Annotated in this window: 17 protein-coding genes and 1 tRNA gene; 10 read left to right on the top strand and 8 right to left on the bottom strand. The window is 72.1% G+C overall.

Annotation, left to right across the window (positions count from 1 at the left end; genetic code table 11):
* Positions 1–3: 3 nt before the first annotated feature.
* Positions 4–555, bottom strand: a complete 552-nt coding sequence (locus MWU57_RS03345) for a TetR/AcrR family transcriptional regulator (protein WP_106265730.1) — start codon at positions 553–555, stop codon at positions 4–6.
* A 64-nt stretch (positions 556–619) separates the two neighbouring features.
* On the opposite strand from MWU57_RS03345, the gene MWU57_RS03340 reads away from it, so the two are divergent.
* Positions 620–1,501, top strand: a complete 882-nt coding sequence (locus MWU57_RS03340; protein ID WP_246907231.1) for an alpha/beta fold hydrolase — start codon at positions 620–622, stop codon at positions 1,499–1,501.
* Positions 1,502–1,563: 62 nt separating this feature from the next.
* On the opposite strand, the gene MWU57_RS03335 is transcribed toward MWU57_RS03340, so the two are convergent.
* Positions 1,564–2,289, bottom strand: coding sequence for an SDR family oxidoreductase (locus tag MWU57_RS03335; protein WP_106265734.1), 726 nt, complete (start codon positions 2,287–2,289; stop codon positions 1,564–1,566).
* 138 nt (positions 2,290–2,427) lie between these two features.
* Here MWU57_RS03335 and MWU57_RS03330 point away from each other — a divergent pair, with 138 nt between their 5' ends.
* Both MWU57_RS03330 and MWU57_RS03325 read left to right on the top strand, forming a co-directional pair.
* Positions 2,428–2,877 carry a MerR family transcriptional regulator gene (locus tag MWU57_RS03330; protein ID WP_246907230.1) on the top strand — a complete coding sequence of 150 codons (450 nt, stop codon included), beginning with the start codon at positions 2,428–2,430 and terminating at the stop codon, positions 2,875–2,877.
* 63 nt (positions 2,878–2,940) lie between these two features.
* On the top strand, positions 2,941–3,294 hold the full coding sequence (locus MWU57_RS03325; RefSeq protein ID WP_246907229.1) for a VOC family protein: 354 nt from the start codon (positions 2,941–2,943) through the stop codon (positions 3,292–3,294).
* Positions 3,295–3,342: 48 nt separating this feature from the next.
* Here the strand turns inward: MWU57_RS03325 and MWU57_RS03320 are convergent, their stop codons facing one another.
* The gene (locus MWU57_RS03320) at positions 3,343–3,567 is read right to left on the bottom strand and encodes a hypothetical protein (protein ID WP_246907228.1); all 225 of its coding nucleotides are present in this window, start codon (positions 3,565–3,567) and stop codon (positions 3,343–3,345) included.
* Between the two features lie 129 nt (positions 3,568–3,696).
* Positions 3,697–3,780: transfer RNA gene (locus tag MWU57_RS03315), tRNA-Leu, on the bottom strand.
* A gap of 276 nt (positions 3,781–4,056) precedes the next feature.
* Between MWU57_RS03315 and MWU57_RS03310 the strand changes: the two genes are divergently transcribed.
* From MWU57_RS03310 to pknB, 7 genes are read left to right on the top strand one after another with little or no spacing between them, the layout of a single operon-like run.
* Positions 4,057–4,776 (top strand): DUF3662 and FHA domain-containing protein, encoded by a 720-nt coding sequence (locus MWU57_RS03310; RefSeq protein ID WP_106265742.1) that lies wholly within the window; start codon positions 4,057–4,059, stop codon positions 4,774–4,776.
* A 10-nt stretch (positions 4,777–4,786) separates the two neighbouring features.
* The gene (locus MWU57_RS03305; protein ID WP_106265744.1) at positions 4,787–5,275 is read left to right on the top strand and encodes an FHA domain-containing protein; all 489 of its coding nucleotides are present in this window, start codon (positions 4,787–4,789) and stop codon (positions 5,273–5,275) included.
* 7 nt (positions 5,276–5,282) lie between these two features.
* Positions 5,283–6,602 carry a PP2C family serine/threonine-protein phosphatase gene (locus MWU57_RS03300; RefSeq protein WP_106265746.1) on the top strand — a complete coding sequence of 440 codons (1,320 nt, stop codon included), beginning with the start codon at positions 5,283–5,285 and terminating at the stop codon, positions 6,600–6,602.
* Positions 6,599–8,185: an FtsW/RodA/SpoVE family cell cycle protein gene (locus tag MWU57_RS03295; RefSeq protein WP_246907227.1), complete on the top strand. Its 1,587-nt coding sequence runs from the start codon at positions 6,599–6,601 to the stop codon at positions 8,183–8,185. Before MWU57_RS03300 ends, MWU57_RS03295 begins: the two co-directional genes overlap by 4 nt.
* Positions 8,182–9,645, top strand: a complete 1,464-nt coding sequence (locus MWU57_RS03290) for a penicillin-binding protein 2 (RefSeq protein ID WP_106265750.1) — start codon at positions 8,182–8,184, stop codon at positions 9,643–9,645. The genes MWU57_RS03295 and MWU57_RS03290 overlap by 4 nt, the downstream gene beginning before the upstream one ends.
* Positions 9,642–11,093: a serine/threonine-protein kinase gene (locus MWU57_RS03285; protein ID WP_106265752.1), complete on the top strand. Its 1,452-nt coding sequence runs from the start codon at positions 9,642–9,644 to the stop codon at positions 11,091–11,093. Before MWU57_RS03290 ends, MWU57_RS03285 begins: the two co-directional genes overlap by 4 nt.
* A gap of 3 nt (positions 11,094–11,096) precedes the next feature.
* The gene (gene pknB, locus MWU57_RS03280) at positions 11,097–13,172 is read left to right on the top strand and encodes a Stk1 family PASTA domain-containing Ser/Thr kinase (RefSeq protein ID WP_246907226.1); all 2,076 of its coding nucleotides are present in this window, start codon (positions 11,097–11,099) and stop codon (positions 13,170–13,172) included.
* A gap of 30 nt (positions 13,173–13,202) precedes the next feature.
* On the opposite strand, the gene MWU57_RS03275 is transcribed toward pknB, so the two are convergent.
* From MWU57_RS03275 to MWU57_RS03260, 4 genes are read right to left on the bottom strand one after another with little or no spacing between them, the layout of a single operon-like run.
* The gene (locus MWU57_RS03275) at positions 13,203–13,856 is read right to left on the bottom strand and encodes an aminodeoxychorismate/anthranilate synthase component II (protein WP_106265756.1); all 654 of its coding nucleotides are present in this window, start codon (positions 13,854–13,856) and stop codon (positions 13,203–13,205) included.
* A complete protein-coding gene (locus MWU57_RS03270) occupies positions 13,853–14,017 on the bottom strand; it encodes a hypothetical protein (RefSeq protein ID WP_165799904.1) in 165 nt (54 codons plus the stop codon). Before MWU57_RS03270 ends, MWU57_RS03275 begins: the two co-directional genes overlap by 4 nt.
* Positions 14,017–14,799, bottom strand: a complete 783-nt coding sequence (locus MWU57_RS03265) for a class E sortase (protein ID WP_246907225.1) — start codon at positions 14,797–14,799, stop codon at positions 14,017–14,019. The genes MWU57_RS03270 and MWU57_RS03265 overlap by 1 nt, the downstream gene beginning before the upstream one ends.
* Positions 14,796–15,527, bottom strand: a complete 732-nt coding sequence (locus tag MWU57_RS03260) for a DUF881 domain-containing protein (protein WP_106265760.1) — start codon at positions 15,525–15,527, stop codon at positions 14,796–14,798. The genes MWU57_RS03265 and MWU57_RS03260 overlap by 4 nt, the downstream gene beginning before the upstream one ends.
* Positions 15,528–15,561: the final 34 nt, after the last annotated feature.

Below are 15,561 nucleotides of genomic sequence, written 5' to 3'. Positions count from 1 at the left end.
GCGTCAGGACTCCGCGAGGGCGCGCACAGCGCGTTCGACGGCGGGACGCACGTCGAGCTCCGGGTCCACGGTCAGTCGGTGCAGGAGCAGGCCGTCGCAGAGCGCCATGAGCGCCCTCGTCGCGGGCTGCGGGTCGGCGATGCCGACCGCTCTCACCATCTCCTCCGTCCACCGCTCGAACTGTCGCCGCTGCTGCCGCAACGGGGCGCCGAGCTCGGGGTCGTCGGCGAGCTCGAGGAAGAGCGCGTAGCGGGCACGGGTGCGCACGGCGAACGGCCCGGCCTGCTGCTCGGTCATCGCGCACAGGCCCTCGGCCAGCTCGGCGACGTCCGAGACCGCGAGCGCCGCCGGGGCGAAGTCGGCACGCTCGCGCTCGGCGATCCAGTCGACCACTCCACCGAGCAGCGCCCGGCGGGTCCGGAACCAGTTCGAGGTCGATCCCGGTGGGAGGCCGGCGCGTTCGTCGACGCGCGCATGGGTCAGCGCGCGGACACCCTCCGCGCCGAGCAGCTCCACGGCTGCCTCAAGTCCACGGTCACGGGTCGCGGGGGGCATCGACACCTCCTCAGGGCAGGTCTACTATGAACATAGTAAGACGAGGCGCACCGAGGAGGTCGCCATGTCCCACCCCGCCCTGGCCTGGTCCCCGCCGTTACCGGAGGCCCCCGGATTCGATCATCGAGTCGTCGAGACACCGGGCCTGCACACCCACCTCGCCGAGACCGGCGACGGTGAGGCGGCGCTGCTGCTGCACGGTTTTCCACAGCACTGGTGGCAGTGGCGCACGGTCGCGCCGATCATCGCCGCGCAGGGCTATCGCGTCCTCTGCCCCGACCTGCGCGGGGCCGGCTGGACGACGGCCGACGACCCGCGCATCTCACGGGAGACGCGGCTGCACGATCTGCTCGCCCTGCTCGACGAGCTCGACGTCGAGCGGGTGCACCTCGTCTCCCACGACATGGGAGCGATCACCGCCATGCAGCTCACCTACGACCACCCCGAGCGTGTCCGCACGGCGGTGCAGCTCTCCGTGTGGCCGGGGTTCCTGACGTTCAGCCCGCGGCTGGCGCCGGCCTTCCAGCACCTGCCCGGGTTGATCTGGCACCGGCCCGGGTCGTCGCTGCGCGGCACGTTCTCCGAGCGGTACGTCGCTCGCCCGATGGCGGAGACGACCGTCGAGGCACACCTGGCCCCCCTGTCCCGTCCCGAGATCGACGGCGCGGTCCGTCCGCTCTGCCGACGCATGATCCTGCCCGAGGCCCTGCGCATGATGCGAGGCGCGTACCGCCGTCGGAGGCTCGCCGTGCCGACGCTCGTCGTGTTCGGCCGGCGGGACCACCCGACCACCGAGGAGCTGATGGCCCGCATCTGCCCGGAACCCGAGCGCTACGCCGACCGTGTCGAGTTCGCCTACGTCGACGACGCGGCACACTTCATCACGGACGACGCCCCGACAGCGGTCGCGGACCTCGCGACCGACTGGTTCGCCCGGGCCGCCTGACGGACCCCGACATCGCCGCGGGTCGGGACCTGCCCGGCTCGACCGTGCTCCGGCCGGTTCGTTCAGCTCGCGCCCAGCAGCTCGTTCATCTGGGCGTAGAAGGCGGCCGGGTCGCCGGCGAGCGACGCCTTCACCATCGCGGTCCAGTCGTCGACGATCACCTCGATCGAGCCCACCGCCAGGCCGTCGAGCGAGCGGCGCGGCACCTCGCGGGCGTCGATCTTGGGCCCGTCGTACCCGGCGGCGATGTCCGTGTCGGCGGCGCCGAGGAGGACTCCCTGGACGAGGGTGCCCTGCGCCGCGAGCTCCGTGCGCACACCGTTCGTCATGTTCCACTCCGCGGCCTTGGCCGCCGAGTACGAGCCTGTGCCCGGGGCGACGAACCACGAGAGCGCCGAGAGGATGTTCACGATCGCGCCCCCTCCGTTGGCCGAGAGCACGGGGGCGAACTCCCGGGTGACGTCGAGCGTGCCCCAGAAGTGGGTGTCCATCTCGCGGCGCACCTCGGCGAGGTCGCCCGTGACGAGGGCGGCACCGGTCGAGATCCCGGCATTGTTGACGAGAAGGGTCACGTCGCGCGCGGTCGCCGCCGCCGCGACGACGGACCCGTGGTCGAGCAGGTCCATCCGCAGCGGCACCACCCGGGCGTCGTCGAAGTCGAGGCTCTCGGGACGGCGTGCCGCCGCGTACACCTTGCTCGCGCCACGCTCGAGCAGCTCGAGCACGAACTGACGGCCGATACCGCGGTTTGCTCCGGTGACGAGGGCGATCTGATCGGTGACGTTCATGGGTCCCTTGCTTCCTGCGTAGGTCTTCGATGAGGTCTTCCGCGCCGCATCCGGCCCGGCATCGGTTACGCTAAAACCTGACGTTGGCGTCAAGGGCAAGGGGGACGCCACGAGGCACAGATCACAGGGAGGACGCAGATGCGGATCGGCGAGGTCGCGCGCCGCGCGGGAGTCAGCACCAGAGCTCTCCGGTACTACGAGGAACAGGGCCTGCTCACCTCGGAGCGCTCCCCCAGCGGCCAGCGCACCTACCCCGAGTCCGCCGTCGAGCGAGTGCGGATGATCCAGCAGTTCTTCACCGCGGGCCTGCCGAGCCGGACCATCCTGCGGATCCTGCCCTGCGTCGATACCGGGCACGGGTCACCCGAGATCTTCGAGCTGCTCGCGGCCGAGCGCCGCCGCATCACCGCGGCCATGGAGGACCTCGCGGCGGCACGCGACGCCCTCGACCGCGTGGTCGACATGGCGAACCACCCGACCCCCGAGCACTGCCCGGCCCTGCGCGAGCCGGCCTGGGCGCCGTACGACGGCGCCGAGGCGGCGGAGGCCCCCACCGGCCCGAGCAGGGCCACAGCCCTCCACGCCTGATCGGGCAGAGGCTCCGCCTGCACCCGATCCTCGCGCCCAGCCGGCCCGCCTATGCTCACGCCCATGGCACTGGAGTGGGAACAGATCATCGTCGACTCGTCCGACCCCGTCGCCCTCGGGCGCTGGTGGGCCGAGGCTCTCGGCTGGGTGGTGGTCGACGAGACCGAGGAGATCATCGAGATCCGGCCCCAGCCGGACCAGATCCCGGGGCTGCTCTTCGTCCCCGTACCGGACGACAAGACGTCGAAGAACCGGCTCCACCCCGACTTCCGCCCCGACGACCAGGAGGCCGAGGTCGCCCGGCTGCTCTCCCTCGGCGCCCGGCGCGCCGACGCCGTCCAGGACGAGCAGACCTGGGTCACCCTCCTCGACCCGGAGGGCAACGAGTTCTGCGTCCTGGGTGCGCGGAAGAGCTGAGCGAGGACCGGGCAGTCGTCAGTGCAGCTCAGTGATGCTCACTGGAGTTCAGTGAGTCCACCGGACATATCCCCTGGCCCCGATCGTCGTGACGAGCACAGCCACGACGGCGAGGGTGACCGCGAGGACCGGGTTGCCGCTGCGCTCCTGCGCGTCTGACGCGTACCCCTCGATGATCGCAGCAGCCGCCGCAGCGGCGAGCAGGCACCCGCCGAAGATCATGAGCAGGGTCCAGGGTCGGCGGGCGCTCGACTTCTTCGTCACGGAAGACATCGTGACAGCATCGCCTGCGCGAGGCCACGGACTCCGCACTGACCTCGGAACGCAAAAAGTCCCGGCCAGGAGAACCTGACCGGGACTTTCCGAAGGTGTTCCAGCTCTGAAGCCGAAACCCTCCTCACGTGCGCGAGGGGGGAGTTGAACCCCCACGCCCTTTCGGGCACACGGACCTGAACCGTGCGCGTCTGCCTATTCCGCCACTCGCGCGTGCCGTAGGAGATTAGCACGCGCCGGCCCTCGGATCCCAACCCGTTCCGGCCCGCGGGGGAGGGACCTGCGTCACACCGCCGTCGCGCCGTCAGCCCCCGGATCCGGCCCGACGCGCCCCCACCTGCACGTCGTGACACGCTCGTGACCTCGGCGCACGGGTCTACCCGAGGGATTCGCACGAAATCCACAGGTTTACGGGCGCGGGTGGTGCACCCCTGCCTACGATCTGGATAGTCTGCCCGCGACAAGCACGGGTGGACGAGAGGAGGTGGCATGGGAGCGCTGGACCGCTTCGAGAAGAGCGTCGAGCGGCTGATGAACAACGCGTTCGCCAAGGTCGGGCGTGGCGGTGAGGTCAAGGCGGTCGAGCTGGCAAGCCGGCTGCGGCGCGAGATCGACGACCGTGCCGCCGTCGTCGGCCGCGACCGCACGGTCGCGCCGAACGAGTTCACCATCGAGCTGAGCCCCAACGACTTCGCGCAGGTGCAGTCGTGGGGCGCGGAGACCCTGGCCGACGAGCTCGCGACGAACCTGACCGAGTACGCGGCGTCGCAGCACTATGCGTTCGTCGGTCCGGTGAGCGTCTCCTTCGAGAACCACGAGGAGCTGACGGGCGGTCGGTTCCAGCTCCGCTCGGCCACGGTGCGCGGCAACGTCGCGCCGGCGACCAACCCGGCACCGAGCACCCGCCACCCCCTCATCGACATCGACGGGCAGCGCTACCTCCTGACCGGTCCCGTGACGGTGATCGGCCGCGACGCGGAGGCGGACATCGTCGTCGACGACCCGGGCGTCTCCCGCCGCCACCTCGAGATCCGCGTCGCGCCCGAGGGCGTGGTCGCGACGGACCTCGGGTCCACCAACGGCCTCTTCGTCGAGGGCCACCAGGTCCCGGCGGCCACGCTGCTGGACGGCAACACCATGACCATCGGCCGGACCAGGATCATGTTCTGGACGGGTACGTCGGCCGGCCGATCGAACGAGGACTGGTGATCGACCGAGGATGAGCGAGCTGACGTTCACCCTGCTGCGGCTGGGATACCTGGTGCTGCTCTGGGTGTTCGTGCTCTCGGCCGTCGCGGTGCTGCGCCGCGACCTCGCTCTGCGCTCCCCGCGCTCCCGCAAGCGGGCCGACGACGGCGGCGCACCGGTCGCTGCACCGGCCCCGGCCGCGAGCAGCCCCGCCCCGGCGCGTAGCTCCGGACCCCACAAGCTGGTGGTGACCGCGGGTCCGCTGACCGGGACCACCCTGCCGCTGTCGACGTCGTCGATCCTCATCGGCCGCGCCCCGAGCTGCACGCTGGTGCTCGACGACGACTACTCTTCGTCGCGTCACGCCCGCATCTTCCCGCAGGGGGACCAGTGGTACGTCGAGGACCTCGGCTCCACGAACGGCACGTTCATCGGCGACCAGCAGGTCACCTCGCCGATCCCGCTCGCCCCCGGCGTCGGCGTGCAGATCGGCCGCTCCGTCGTCGAGCTGCAGGGGTGACGCCTTCGTGACCCTCGCCCTGAGGTATGCAGCGCGCTCCGACGTCGGCCTCGTGCGGCAGAACAACCAGGACTCCGCCTACGCGGGCCCGAACCTGCTGGTGGTGGCCGACGGCATGGGCGGTCACGCCGGCGGCGACATCGCGTCCAGCCTCGCGATCGCCGCCCTCGCGCCGCTCGACGAGTCGGAGCACGGCCCTCAGGAGGCGCTGGCCGACCTGGAGCGGACGGTCGAGCAGGCGCGTCAGGACCTGGTGCACGCCTCGGAGGTCGACCCGGACCTCGCCGGCATGGGCACCACGGTGACCGCGCTCCTGCGCTCCGGCAACACGCTGGCGATGGCCCACCTGGGCGACTCGCGGGCCTACCTGCTGCGCGACGGCGCGCTCAACCAGGTGACGGTGGACCACACGTTCGTCCAGCACCTGGTGGACACGGGGCGCATCTCCCCGGACGAGGCGGAGACCCACCCCCAGCGCAACGTCGTCATGCGGGTCCTGGGCGACTTCGACGTCGACCTCACGCCCGACATGTCGGTGCGCGAGGCGCGGCCGGGCGACCGCTGGCTGCTCTGCTCGGACGGGCTGTCCGGTTTCGTGCCCATCGAGCAGATCACGCAGGTGCTCGCGGAGTGCGAGTCGCCCGACGAGGCCGCCGACCTCCTCGTCACGCTCGCGATGACCGCGGGCAGCACCGACAACATCACCGTGGTCGTGGCCGACGTCGTCGACCCGGACGCGGACGAGGCCTCGCCGGTCTCCACCTCGACCCAGGTGGTCGGCGCCGCGGCGTCGGAGATGGCACCCGAGCTCGCCCGTCCCGCGCCGGACGCGCCTGAGGACGGCTCCCGCCGTCGTGACGACGACGAGGAGGAGGACGACGAGGACGACGACGCGCGGCCGGCGCCGAAGCGGCGTCCCTGGATCGGCGTCCTCGTCGTGCTCGTGGTCCTGGGCGGTCTCGGCTACGGCGCCTGGTGGGCGTACGGCTGGACCCAGGAGCAGTTCTACGTCGGCGTGGCCGACGGTCAGGTCGCCGTCTACCAGGGCATCCCCCAGGACGCAGGCCCGCTCACCCTCTCCCAGCCGGTGCGGCTGACGGGCACGCCCGTCGACGAGCTCCCGGCCTACTGGAGCGAGCGCCTCGACGGCACGATCCGCGCGACGTCGGAGGCCGAGGCCCTCGAGCGCGCCGAGCGCCTCATCGACGAGGCGCTGCCCACCCCCACCCCGAGCCCCACCCCCGAGCCGAGCGTGAGCCCCTCGCCGTCGGCGAGCCCCGCGTCCGGGTCCGACCCCGCGGCGCAGGACGAGGGGGCCGAGGCGTGACGTCCCCGAGCTCCACCGTTGAACCCCGGCAGCGCCGGCCGCTGCGCATCGCCGAGGTCTTCCTCCTGATCCTGGCCCTCGGCGGGGGCATCGGTGGCTTCGCCATGGTCGGGCTGTCGATCCGCGGCGAGCTGCCCGACCAGTTCTGGTTCCGCAGCATGCTGCTCGCGGCGACGGCGCTGGTCGCGCACATCGTCCTTCGTCTGCGCGCCCCGTGGGCCGACCAGGTGATCCTGCCCGCGGTGGTGCTGCTCAACGGCATCGGCCTGTCCATGATCTGGCGTCTGGAGATCTCCGACGCCACGGGCATGGCCCCCGCGGACGCGGCCGGCAACATGCAGGCCACGCTGCTCGGCGCCATCGTCGCGTTCGCCCTGCTGTGGGTCCTCAAGGACCACCGGTGGCTGCGGCGCTACACGTACACCGCGATGGTCGTCGGTCTGGTGCTCATCGCGTTGCCCCTGATCCCCGGCCTGGGACAGGAGATCAACGGGGCGAGGATCTGGATCAGCGTCGGCGGCTTCTCGCTGCAGCCCGCCGAGTTCGCCAAGATCGCCTTCGCGGTGTTCTTCGCCGGCTACCTGGTGACCAACCGGGACACCCTCGCGCTCGCCGGGCCCAAGATCTTCGGCCTGCAGCTCCCTCGCCTGCGCGACCTGGGCCCGATCCTGCTGATCTGGGCGGCCTCGCTCGCGGTGCTGATCCTGCAGCGTGACCTCGGCACGTCGCTGCTGTTCTTCGGCCTCTTCGTCGCGATGCTCTACCAGGCGACGGCCCGTTCGAGCTGGATCGTCCTGGGCCTGACGCTGTTCGCGGCGGGCGCGCTCGCCGCGGCGCGGCTGTTCCCGCACGTCGGAGCCCGCATCGACGTCTGGCTGCACCCGTTCGACGCCGAGTACTACGACCGCGAGGTCGGCGGCTCGTACCAGCTGGTCCAGGGCCAGTTCTCCATGGCGAACGGCGGCCTGTTCGGCACGGGCTGGGGGGAGGGGCGCCCCTTCCAGATCCCGTACGCGTTCTCCGACTTCATCTACGCGGCGCTGGGCGAGGAGCTCGGTCTCACCGGCCTGGCGGCCGTCGTGCTGACCTACCTGCTCATCGTGCAGCGCGGCCTGAAGTCGGCCCTCAGCGTGCGCGACGGCTTCGGCAAGCTGCTCGCGGGCGGTCTCGCCTTCGCGATGGCGCTGCAGGTCTTCGTGGTGATCGGGGGCATCACCCGCATCATCCCGCTGACGGGCCTGACGCTGCCCTTCATGGCGCAGGGCGGTTCCTCCCTGCTCGCGAACTGGATCGTCATCGCCCTGCTGCTGCGGATATCGGACAGCGCCCGGCGTCCCTCCGACCTGCCGGTCCGCGGGCAGGTCTCGGCGGGCGCCCCGGCACCCGAGCCGGAACCGATCCTCGTCGGCCCGTCGGGGGCCGACGGCGGCACACCGGCCGACGGGACACCCGCGGCCGGCAGCAACCTGCCGCGCCGCCGGGTCGTCGACCGCGATCCGCACGGCGCCCCGGGGGACGCCGCCCCCACCGAGCACATCGGGACCGACGTCCCGCCCGAGCACCGAGGAGGTGAGAGCAGGTGAACACGACCACGCGCCGTCTGGCCGGGATCGTCATGGTCATGTTCCTCGCGCTCCTCGTCTCCACGACGTGGATCCAGTTCTTCGCGGCGGACCGGCTGAACAACGACCCGCGCAACGCCCGCGCCCTCTACGCGCAGTTCGGCACCGACCGCGGGCCGATCGTGGTGGGCGGTGAGGCCATCGTCGACTCCGTCCCGGTGGACGACGAGTGGAACTACCAGCGCGAGTACGCCCAGGGCCGCCTCTACGCCCCGCTGACGGGCTACTACTCGCTGGTCAGCGGCACCTCCGGCATCGAACGGGCGGAGAACGACTTCCTCGCCGGGTCGGCCGACGCCCTCTGGGTGGAGCGCGTCCAGAACATCCTCACGGGCTCCGACCCGCAGGGGTCCTCCGTGGAGCTGACCATCGACCCGGAGGCCCAGCAGGCGGCCTGGGACGCCCTGGGCGACCAGCGCGGCGCCGTCGTCGCCCTCGAACCGTCCACCGGCCGGATCCTGGCGCTGGTGTCCAAGCCGACGTTCGACCCCAACGACCTCGCGAGCCACGACACGGCCGAGGCCAACCAGGCCTACCTCGACCTGCTCAACGACGAGGACGACCCGCTCCTCAGCCGGGCGAGCAACACCCTGGAGCCGCCGGGGTCGACCTTCAAGCTCGTCACCACGGCGGCCGCCCTGGAGAGCGGCGAGTACACGGCGGACTCCGTCATCGACGCGCCGTCGACCTACACGCTCACCGGTACGAGCACCGACGTCGGCAACTTCGCCGGCACGTCCTGCGCGTCGGCCGGCGAGATGACCCTGGCCGAGGCGCTGCGGATCTCCTGCAACACCGCCTACCTCGGGCTCGCGGGCGAGCTCGGCGCCGAGGCCATGAACGAGCAGGCCGAGAAGTTCGGCTTCGGCAGCACCCACGACATCCCGTTCACGACGTCGGCCAGCCAGTACGACCCGGACGTGGACGCCATGTCCACCGACCAGGTCGAGCTCTCCGGCATCGGTCAGGGCAGCGTGCTCGCCCACCCGCTGCAGGTCGCCATGGTGTCCGCCGCCATCGCGAACGGCGGCGAGCTCATGGAGCCGTACTCGGTGGACCGGGTCCGCGACGCCGAGCTGGAGGTGGTCGAGGAGACGCGCACCAACAGCCTCGGGCGCGCCGTCTCCACCGAGACGGCCTCCGCGCTCACCGACATGATGGTCAGCGTCGTCGAGAGCGGCTCGGGGACCTCCGCGCAGATCTCCGGCGTGCCCGTGGCCGGCAAGACCGGCACCGCCCAGCACGGCGACAACAGCGCACCCCCGCACGTGTGGTTCACCGGGTTCGCGCCCGCGGACGACCCGCAGGTCGCGGTCGCGGTGATCGTCGACGAGGGCGGGGCACTCGGGGGCGAGGCGACCGGCGGGCGCGTGGCCGCCCCCATCGCCAAGGCCGTCATCGAGGCGGTGCTGAACGGATGAGGCCCTCCATCGGGCTCTCCCTCGGGGAGCGCTACCACCTGACCCGACAGATCGCCGTCGGCGGCATGGGCGAGGTCTGGGTCGCCGACGACGGCTACCTCGGCCGCGACGTCGCCGTGAAGGTGCTGCGCGAGGAGTTCACCGGCAACGAGGACTTCCTCCGGCGCCTGCGCACCGAGGCGCGCAACAGCGCGGCGCTCTCGCACCCGAACATCGCGCAGATGTACGACTACGGCGAGCAGGACGGCGCCGGCTATCTCGTCATGGAGCTCGTGCTCGGCGAACCGCTCGCCGACCTGCTCGAGCGCGAACCCGTCGTCGCACCCCGCAAGCTCCTGCCCATCCTCGCGGCGACCGCCCGGGGGCTGCACCACGCCCACCGGGCCAAGGTGGTCCACCGGGACGTCAAGCCGGGCAACATCCTGCTCGAGCACGACAGCCGCAACGTCAAGATCACCGACTTCGGCGTCTCGCTGGCCGCCAACCAGGCGACGATGACCGCGACGGGCATGGTCATGGGCACGGCCCAGTACCTCTCGCCCGAGCAGGCCGTCGGTCAGCCCGCGACGGCGGCCTCCGACCTCTACGCGCTAGGCATCGTGGCGTACGAGGCCACCGCCGGCAAGCGGCCCTTCACCGGGTCCACCCCGGTCGACATCGCCGTCGCCCACGTCAACAGCGCCGTGCCGCCCTTGCCGTCCAGCGTCCACCCGGGCCTCGACGACGTCATCATGCGCATGCTCGCCAAGGACCCGAACAAGCGGCCCGCCTCTGGCGCCGCGCTGGCCGACGAGCTCGACGTCCTCGCCCGGGAGATCGCCGAGGACCCTCTCGGCGCACGCTCCCGCGCCGCACGCCGTGCCGCCCGGACCGGCCGGCCCGCACCCGTCCGCCACGCGCGGCCCGACGACGCCCCGCCGGCCCGGCCGCTCGACCCCGCGGCGCACGCCGAGCGCCCCGCCGCCGCGCCGTCGTCGTCCACGCCGGACCTGCCCGAACCCGTGGTGCCCCGCAGCTACCCGGCGCGCCGCGACCTGCGCTCCAGCGCACCTGCACGCCCGACGCCGCCGCGTGGCGGGCCGCCCAGCCGTGCCGCGACGCGCAGCGACCCGACGCGCACGCCGGCGTCCCGGGCCTCGAACCGGTCCTCGGCGCGCCCGGAACGCAGCTCGACCACCACGGGCCAACGGCTGGGTGGGCCGCTGGGCCGGCTCTCCTGGCCGCTGCTGGCCCTGCTGGGGCTGCTCGGCGTGCTGCTCCTGGCCACGCTCATGAGCGGACTCTTCGGCGGGGACGACGGCGACGCTGCTGCCCTGCCGCTCCTCGCCGGCGTCGTGCTGGCGACACGACCCGCGAGTCTGCGGGCGATGACCGATCCCGGTTCTGGGATGATGCTCCCGGACCCGTCGCACCCCGCCGGTGCGACAACGACCCAGAAGGACGTCTGAGTGGTGGACAACACGCCCCGAGTACTCGCGGGCCGGTACGAGGTCGGTGAGCTCATCGGCCGCGGTGGCATGGCCGAGGTGCACATCGGCCATGACACTCGCCTCGGTCGCACCGTCGCGATCAAGGTGCTGCGGTCCGACCTCGCACGCGACCCCTCGTTCCTCGCCCGGTTCCGCCGTGAGGCGCAGTCGGCCGCCGCGCTCAACCACCCGGCGATCGTCGCGGTGTACGACACGGGCGAGGACACCTCCACCGACGCCTCGGGGCAGCAGGTCCACATCCCGTTCATCGTCATGGAGTACGTGGAGGGCCACACGGTCCGCGACATCCTCGCCGACGGCGCCGCGGTGCCCATCGAGGAGGCCGTCGAGATCACGGTGGGGATCCTCAGCGCGCTCGAGTACTCGCACCACGCCGGGATCGTGCACCGCGACATCAAGCCCGCCAACGTGATGATCACGCCGACGGGTGCCGTCAAGGTGATGGACTTCGGCATCGCGCGGGCGATGGCCGACTCCGCCGCGACCATGACGCAGGGCCAGGCCGTCATCGGCACCGCCCAGTACCTGTCGCCCGAGCAGGCGCGCGGCGAGCAGGTCGACGCCCGCAGCGACCTCTACTCCACCGGGTGCGTCCTGTTCGAGCTGCTCACCGGGCGCCCGCCGTTCGTGGGGGACTCGCCCGTGGCGCTCGCCTACCAGCACGTGGGCCAGCAGCCCCAGCGCCCCAGCGAGATCGCCAACGACGTGCCCGAGGTGCTGGACCGCATCGTCCTCAGCTCCCTGGCCAAGGACCGCAACGACCGCTACTCGTCGGCCGGCGAGTTCCGCTCCGACCTCGAGTCGGCCGTGCGCGGCGGCAACATCATGGCCCCGGCGCTCGGCGCCGCAGCGGCCGGTGCGGCCGCCGCCTACGGTGCCACCCAGGTGCTCGGGGACCCGCAGGGCACGCAGGTGATGTCGCCCGCCGGCGACCCGTCGCCCTGGGGCCAGACCGGCCTGCCGGCCGACCAGACCGCCGTCGGCACAGCCGTCCCGCCCGGCGAGGAGGAGGACGAGGGCAACCGCAAGTGGCTCATGTGGACGCTGATCGGCGTCGGCGTGCTGGCTCTCGCCGCGATCCTGTTCTTCTGGCTCACCAGCGGTGAGGACGAACCGGACCTCGTCGCGGTGCCCGAGCTGACGGCCAACATGAGCCCGACGGAGGCGCAGCGGCTCGTGGAGGGGGCAGGGCTCGTGTACTCCGAGCGCGTCGACGACGAGTCCGACGAGCCCGAGAACACCCTGACCCGCTCCGACCCGGCCAGCGGCGAGCAGGTCGCGGAGGGCTCGACCGTGCTCGTCTACTTCTCCGGCGGGCCGGAGACCTTCTCGATGCCCGATGTCACCGGCCGGAGCCTCGAGGAGGCCGAGCAGCAGATCACGGACGCCGGCCTGGAGGTCGGCGAACGTGAGGAGCAGGCCAGCTCGAGCGTGGACGAGGGGGACGTCATCTCGACCGACCCCGCACCCGGCAATGCCGTCAACCCGGGCGACACCGTGGACATCGTCTGGTCCAACGGCCAGGTCGAGCTGCCCGACCTCATCGGGCAGGACCAGGAGGACGCCGAGGCCGCGCTCGAGGACCTGGGCCTCAACGTCCGCATCAGCAGCGAGCCCGTGCAGGACACCAACGACGTCGGCAAGGTCGTCAACCAGTCGCCCGAGGGCGGCACCGTGGACCAGGACACCACCGTCGAGCTCACGATCGGCGAGGAGCCCGAGGCCGAGATGGTGCAGGTGCCGAACGTCGAGGGGATGAGCGCCGAGGACGCCGAGTCCGCGCTGGGCGGGCAGGCCAACCTCACCGCGGTCCAGCGGACCGAGTCGTCGGAGGAGTACTGCCCGGGCTTCGTGGCGCGGCAGGACCCGCCGGCCGGGACCGAGCTGGAGATCGGGTCCGACGTGACGATCATCGTCTCGACGGGTGCCGAGGGCCAGGACTGCAGCGCCGGTGAGGCGACCCCGGCACCGCCGGAGGACGACGGCCCCGGCCTCGGCCTGGGCGGCGACGGGGAGACGCCCGGCGACGAGGGCTGACGCCCTGCCGCACGCCGCGGACGGCGCCGCTCAGCCCTGGTGGACGAGCGGCGCCATCCCGGCGGACCGTTCCACGGCCGCCGGGTCGCCGCACACCGCGAGCCAGTTGGCCAGCAGGCGGTGACCGCCCTCGGTCAGCACCGACTCCGGGTGGAACTGCACGCCGTGCAGCGGCAGGTCGCGGTGCTGCACGCCCATGATGACGCCACCGGCCGTGGTGCAGGTGACCTCGAGCTCGGCGGGCACGGTGTGCGGCTCCACGGCGAGGGAGTGGTAGCGCGTCGCCGTGAAGGGTGAACCCAGCCCGTCCAGCACGCCGACGCCCTGGTGCTCCACCTCGCTCGTCTTGCCGTGCATGAGCTCGGCGGCGTGCGACACCGTCGCCCCGTACACCTCGGCCAGGGCCTGGTGCCCCAGGCAGACGCCCAGCATCGGCGTCTCCGACCGGGCGCAGGCACGGATGACGTCCTCCGACGAGCCCGCGTGCTTGGGCGTGCCCGGTCCCGGCGAGACGAGGACGCCGTCGAAGGGCGTGCCGTCGTCGTGCCAGAAGCGACCGTCCGCATCGGGCTCCGGCACGGCGTCGTTGCGCACGACGGTGGTGCGGGCCCCGAGCTGGTCGAGGTAGCCGACGATCGTGTAGACGAAGGAGTCGTAGTTGTCGACGACGAGGATGGAGGTCATGGGTGTGCCTCGACGGTGTTGTCGTTGATGGGGACGTAGGTGGAGAGCCAGGGGAAGACCCACTCGAAGCAGACCCAGACGAGGGCCACGAACGCCACGAGCAGCACCAGCACCCGGAACCATGCGGGTCCAGGGAGGATACGCCACAACGCTCCGTACATCACGCCTCCCCGTCCTCGACGCCGCGCACCTGCACGCCGGCCTCGATGAGCTCGATGGGTGTGCCCTCCTCGACGGGGGCCCAGTAGTCCAGCTCGCCGTGGACGATGTACCGCTGGGCGGCGGAGTACATGGGGTGGCACGCGGTCAGCGTCAGCAAGCGCTCGGTCAGCTCGGGCACCGGGTCGCCCGCCTGCAGGCCGGGCACGGGCGCGATGACGTCCACCTCGTGCGGCCACACGATCTCGTGCGTCGTCTTCCGGTACACGTACCAGGTGTCCTCGGTGCGGAACACGAGCGGGTCGCCCTCCTGGAGGTCCGCGACCTGGTGGTACGGCTTGCCGTAGGTGGTGCGGTGGCCGGCCGTGGCGAAGTTGCCGAGGTCGCCGGGCATCGCCGTCCCCGGGTAGTGGCCGGCACCGAGCCGGTCGAGCACCCGCGCCTTGTCCACACCCTGGGCGACCGGGGTCACGTAGTCGTCGCCCCAGCGGGGCACGTAGAGCTCGGCGAACACGGTCTCGTCCGCGGGCTCGTCCAGGACGGGCGGCTCGCCGCGGTGCTCGCTCGCGATCGCCGGTCCGTCGTCGACCTCGAGCGGGGGAGGCTCGGGCCAGTCGAGGTCGGCGAGCACCTGGGTGTGGACCCGTTCGGCCTGGACGTCCGTCCACCACAGCTGCCACACCACGAACAGCCCGAGGAACACCCCGGCGGTGATGAGCAGCTCACCGACGACGCCGACCGCCGCGCTGAGCGCACCGCCCCGGTGCCCCCGCGCATGCCTCACGAGAACACGTCCGTGCCCTCGGGCACCGTGGCGTGCTGCAGCCCCTCACCCCCGGTGTACGCGGGCATCTCCAGGCCGTCGTGCTGCTGGACGTCGTAGCCGAGCCCGATCCAGTCCACGTACTGCTTGTACACCCCGATCCCGGGGGATGCGTCGAGCGCCGCCTGCAGCTGGTCGGGGTCGCCGATCGCCTCGATGACGTACGGCGGGGAGAAGACCTTGCCGTGCAGCAGCAGGATGTTGCCCGAGCACCGGAACGCGCTCGTGGACGTGACACGCTCGCCCTGCAGCGTCATCGCCTCGGCGCCCCCGGCCCAGAGGGCGTTGATGACGTGCTGCACGTCCTGCTGGTGCACCACCAGGTCGTCGGGCCGCACCTGCGGGTTGTCGAGCGCGGAGATCGGCGCGTCCTCGAGCGCGACGCTCAGCCCGCCGCCCGCCACCGGCCAGGCGCCGGAGACGACCGCCTCCTGGGCGCGCAGCGCGGGGTCACGCCGCGGGACGTCGACGTCGACGGCGTCGCCGAGCTGGTCGACCTCGTCGTCCAGGAGGTTCGCCTGCTCGCTCAGCTCCTCGACGCGCGCGGATTCCGCGGCGATCACGGAGGCCAGGTCGTCGCGGTGCCGGGTGTCCTGGTCGCCGGCGAGCTGGGCGCTGGCGGTGAAGAGCACGCCGGAGAGGGCGAGCACGCCCGCGACGGAGATCGCGGAGCGGATCCGTGGTGACATCGCGGGCCTCCTCTCTCATGGTGCCGGTTCTGGT

Origin of the sequence: Isoptericola sp. S6320L, from assembly GCF_023015685.1 — a bacterium.
Taxonomy (GTDB): domain Bacteria; phylum Actinomycetota; class Actinomycetes; order Actinomycetales; family Cellulomonadaceae; genus Isoptericola; species Isoptericola halotolerans_A.
Note: the sequence above shows the minus strand (reverse complement) of the source record. Positions and strands in the feature narration are given on the sequence as shown.

What these genes read in the sequence shown, in the direction of transcription:
- MWU57_RS03345 (WP_106265730.1), bottom strand. Translation starts at nt 555, where the DNA reads ATGCCCCCCGCGACCCGTGACCGTGGACTTGAGGCAGCCGTGGAGCTG.
- MWU57_RS03340 (WP_246907231.1), top strand. Translation starts at nt 620, where the DNA reads ATGTCCCACCCCGCCCTGGCCTGGTCCCCGCCGTTACCGGAGGCCCCC.
- MWU57_RS03335 (WP_106265734.1), bottom strand. Translation starts at nt 2,289, where the DNA reads ATGAACGTCACCGATCAGATCGCCCTCGTCACCGGAGCAAACCGCGGT.
- MWU57_RS03330 (WP_246907230.1), top strand. Translation starts at nt 2,428, where the DNA reads ATGCGGATCGGCGAGGTCGCGCGCCGCGCGGGAGTCAGCACCAGAGCT.
- MWU57_RS03325 (WP_246907229.1), top strand. Translation starts at nt 2,941, where the DNA reads ATGGCACTGGAGTGGGAACAGATCATCGTCGACTCGTCCGACCCCGTC.
- MWU57_RS03320 (WP_246907228.1), bottom strand. Translation starts at nt 3,567, where the DNA reads ATGTCTTCCGTGACGAAGAAGTCGAGCGCCCGCCGACCCTGGACCCTG.
- MWU57_RS03310 (WP_106265742.1), top strand. Translation starts at nt 4,057, where the DNA reads ATGGGAGCGCTGGACCGCTTCGAGAAGAGCGTCGAGCGGCTGATGAAC.
- MWU57_RS03305 (WP_106265744.1), top strand. Translation starts at nt 4,787, where the DNA reads ATGAGCGAGCTGACGTTCACCCTGCTGCGGCTGGGATACCTGGTGCTG.
- MWU57_RS03285 (WP_106265752.1), top strand. Translation starts at nt 9,642, where the DNA reads ATGAGGCCCTCCATCGGGCTCTCCCTCGGGGAGCGCTACCACCTGACC.
- MWU57_RS03275 (WP_106265756.1), bottom strand. Translation starts at nt 13,856, where the DNA reads ATGACCTCCATCCTCGTCGTCGACAACTACGACTCCTTCGTCTACACG.
- MWU57_RS03270 (WP_165799904.1), bottom strand. Translation starts at nt 14,017, where the DNA reads ATGTACGGAGCGTTGTGGCGTATCCTCCCTGGACCCGCATGGTTCCGG.
- MWU57_RS03260 (WP_106265760.1), bottom strand. Translation starts at nt 15,527, where the DNA reads ATGTCACCACGGATCCGCTCCGCGATCTCCGTCGCGGGCGTGCTCGCC.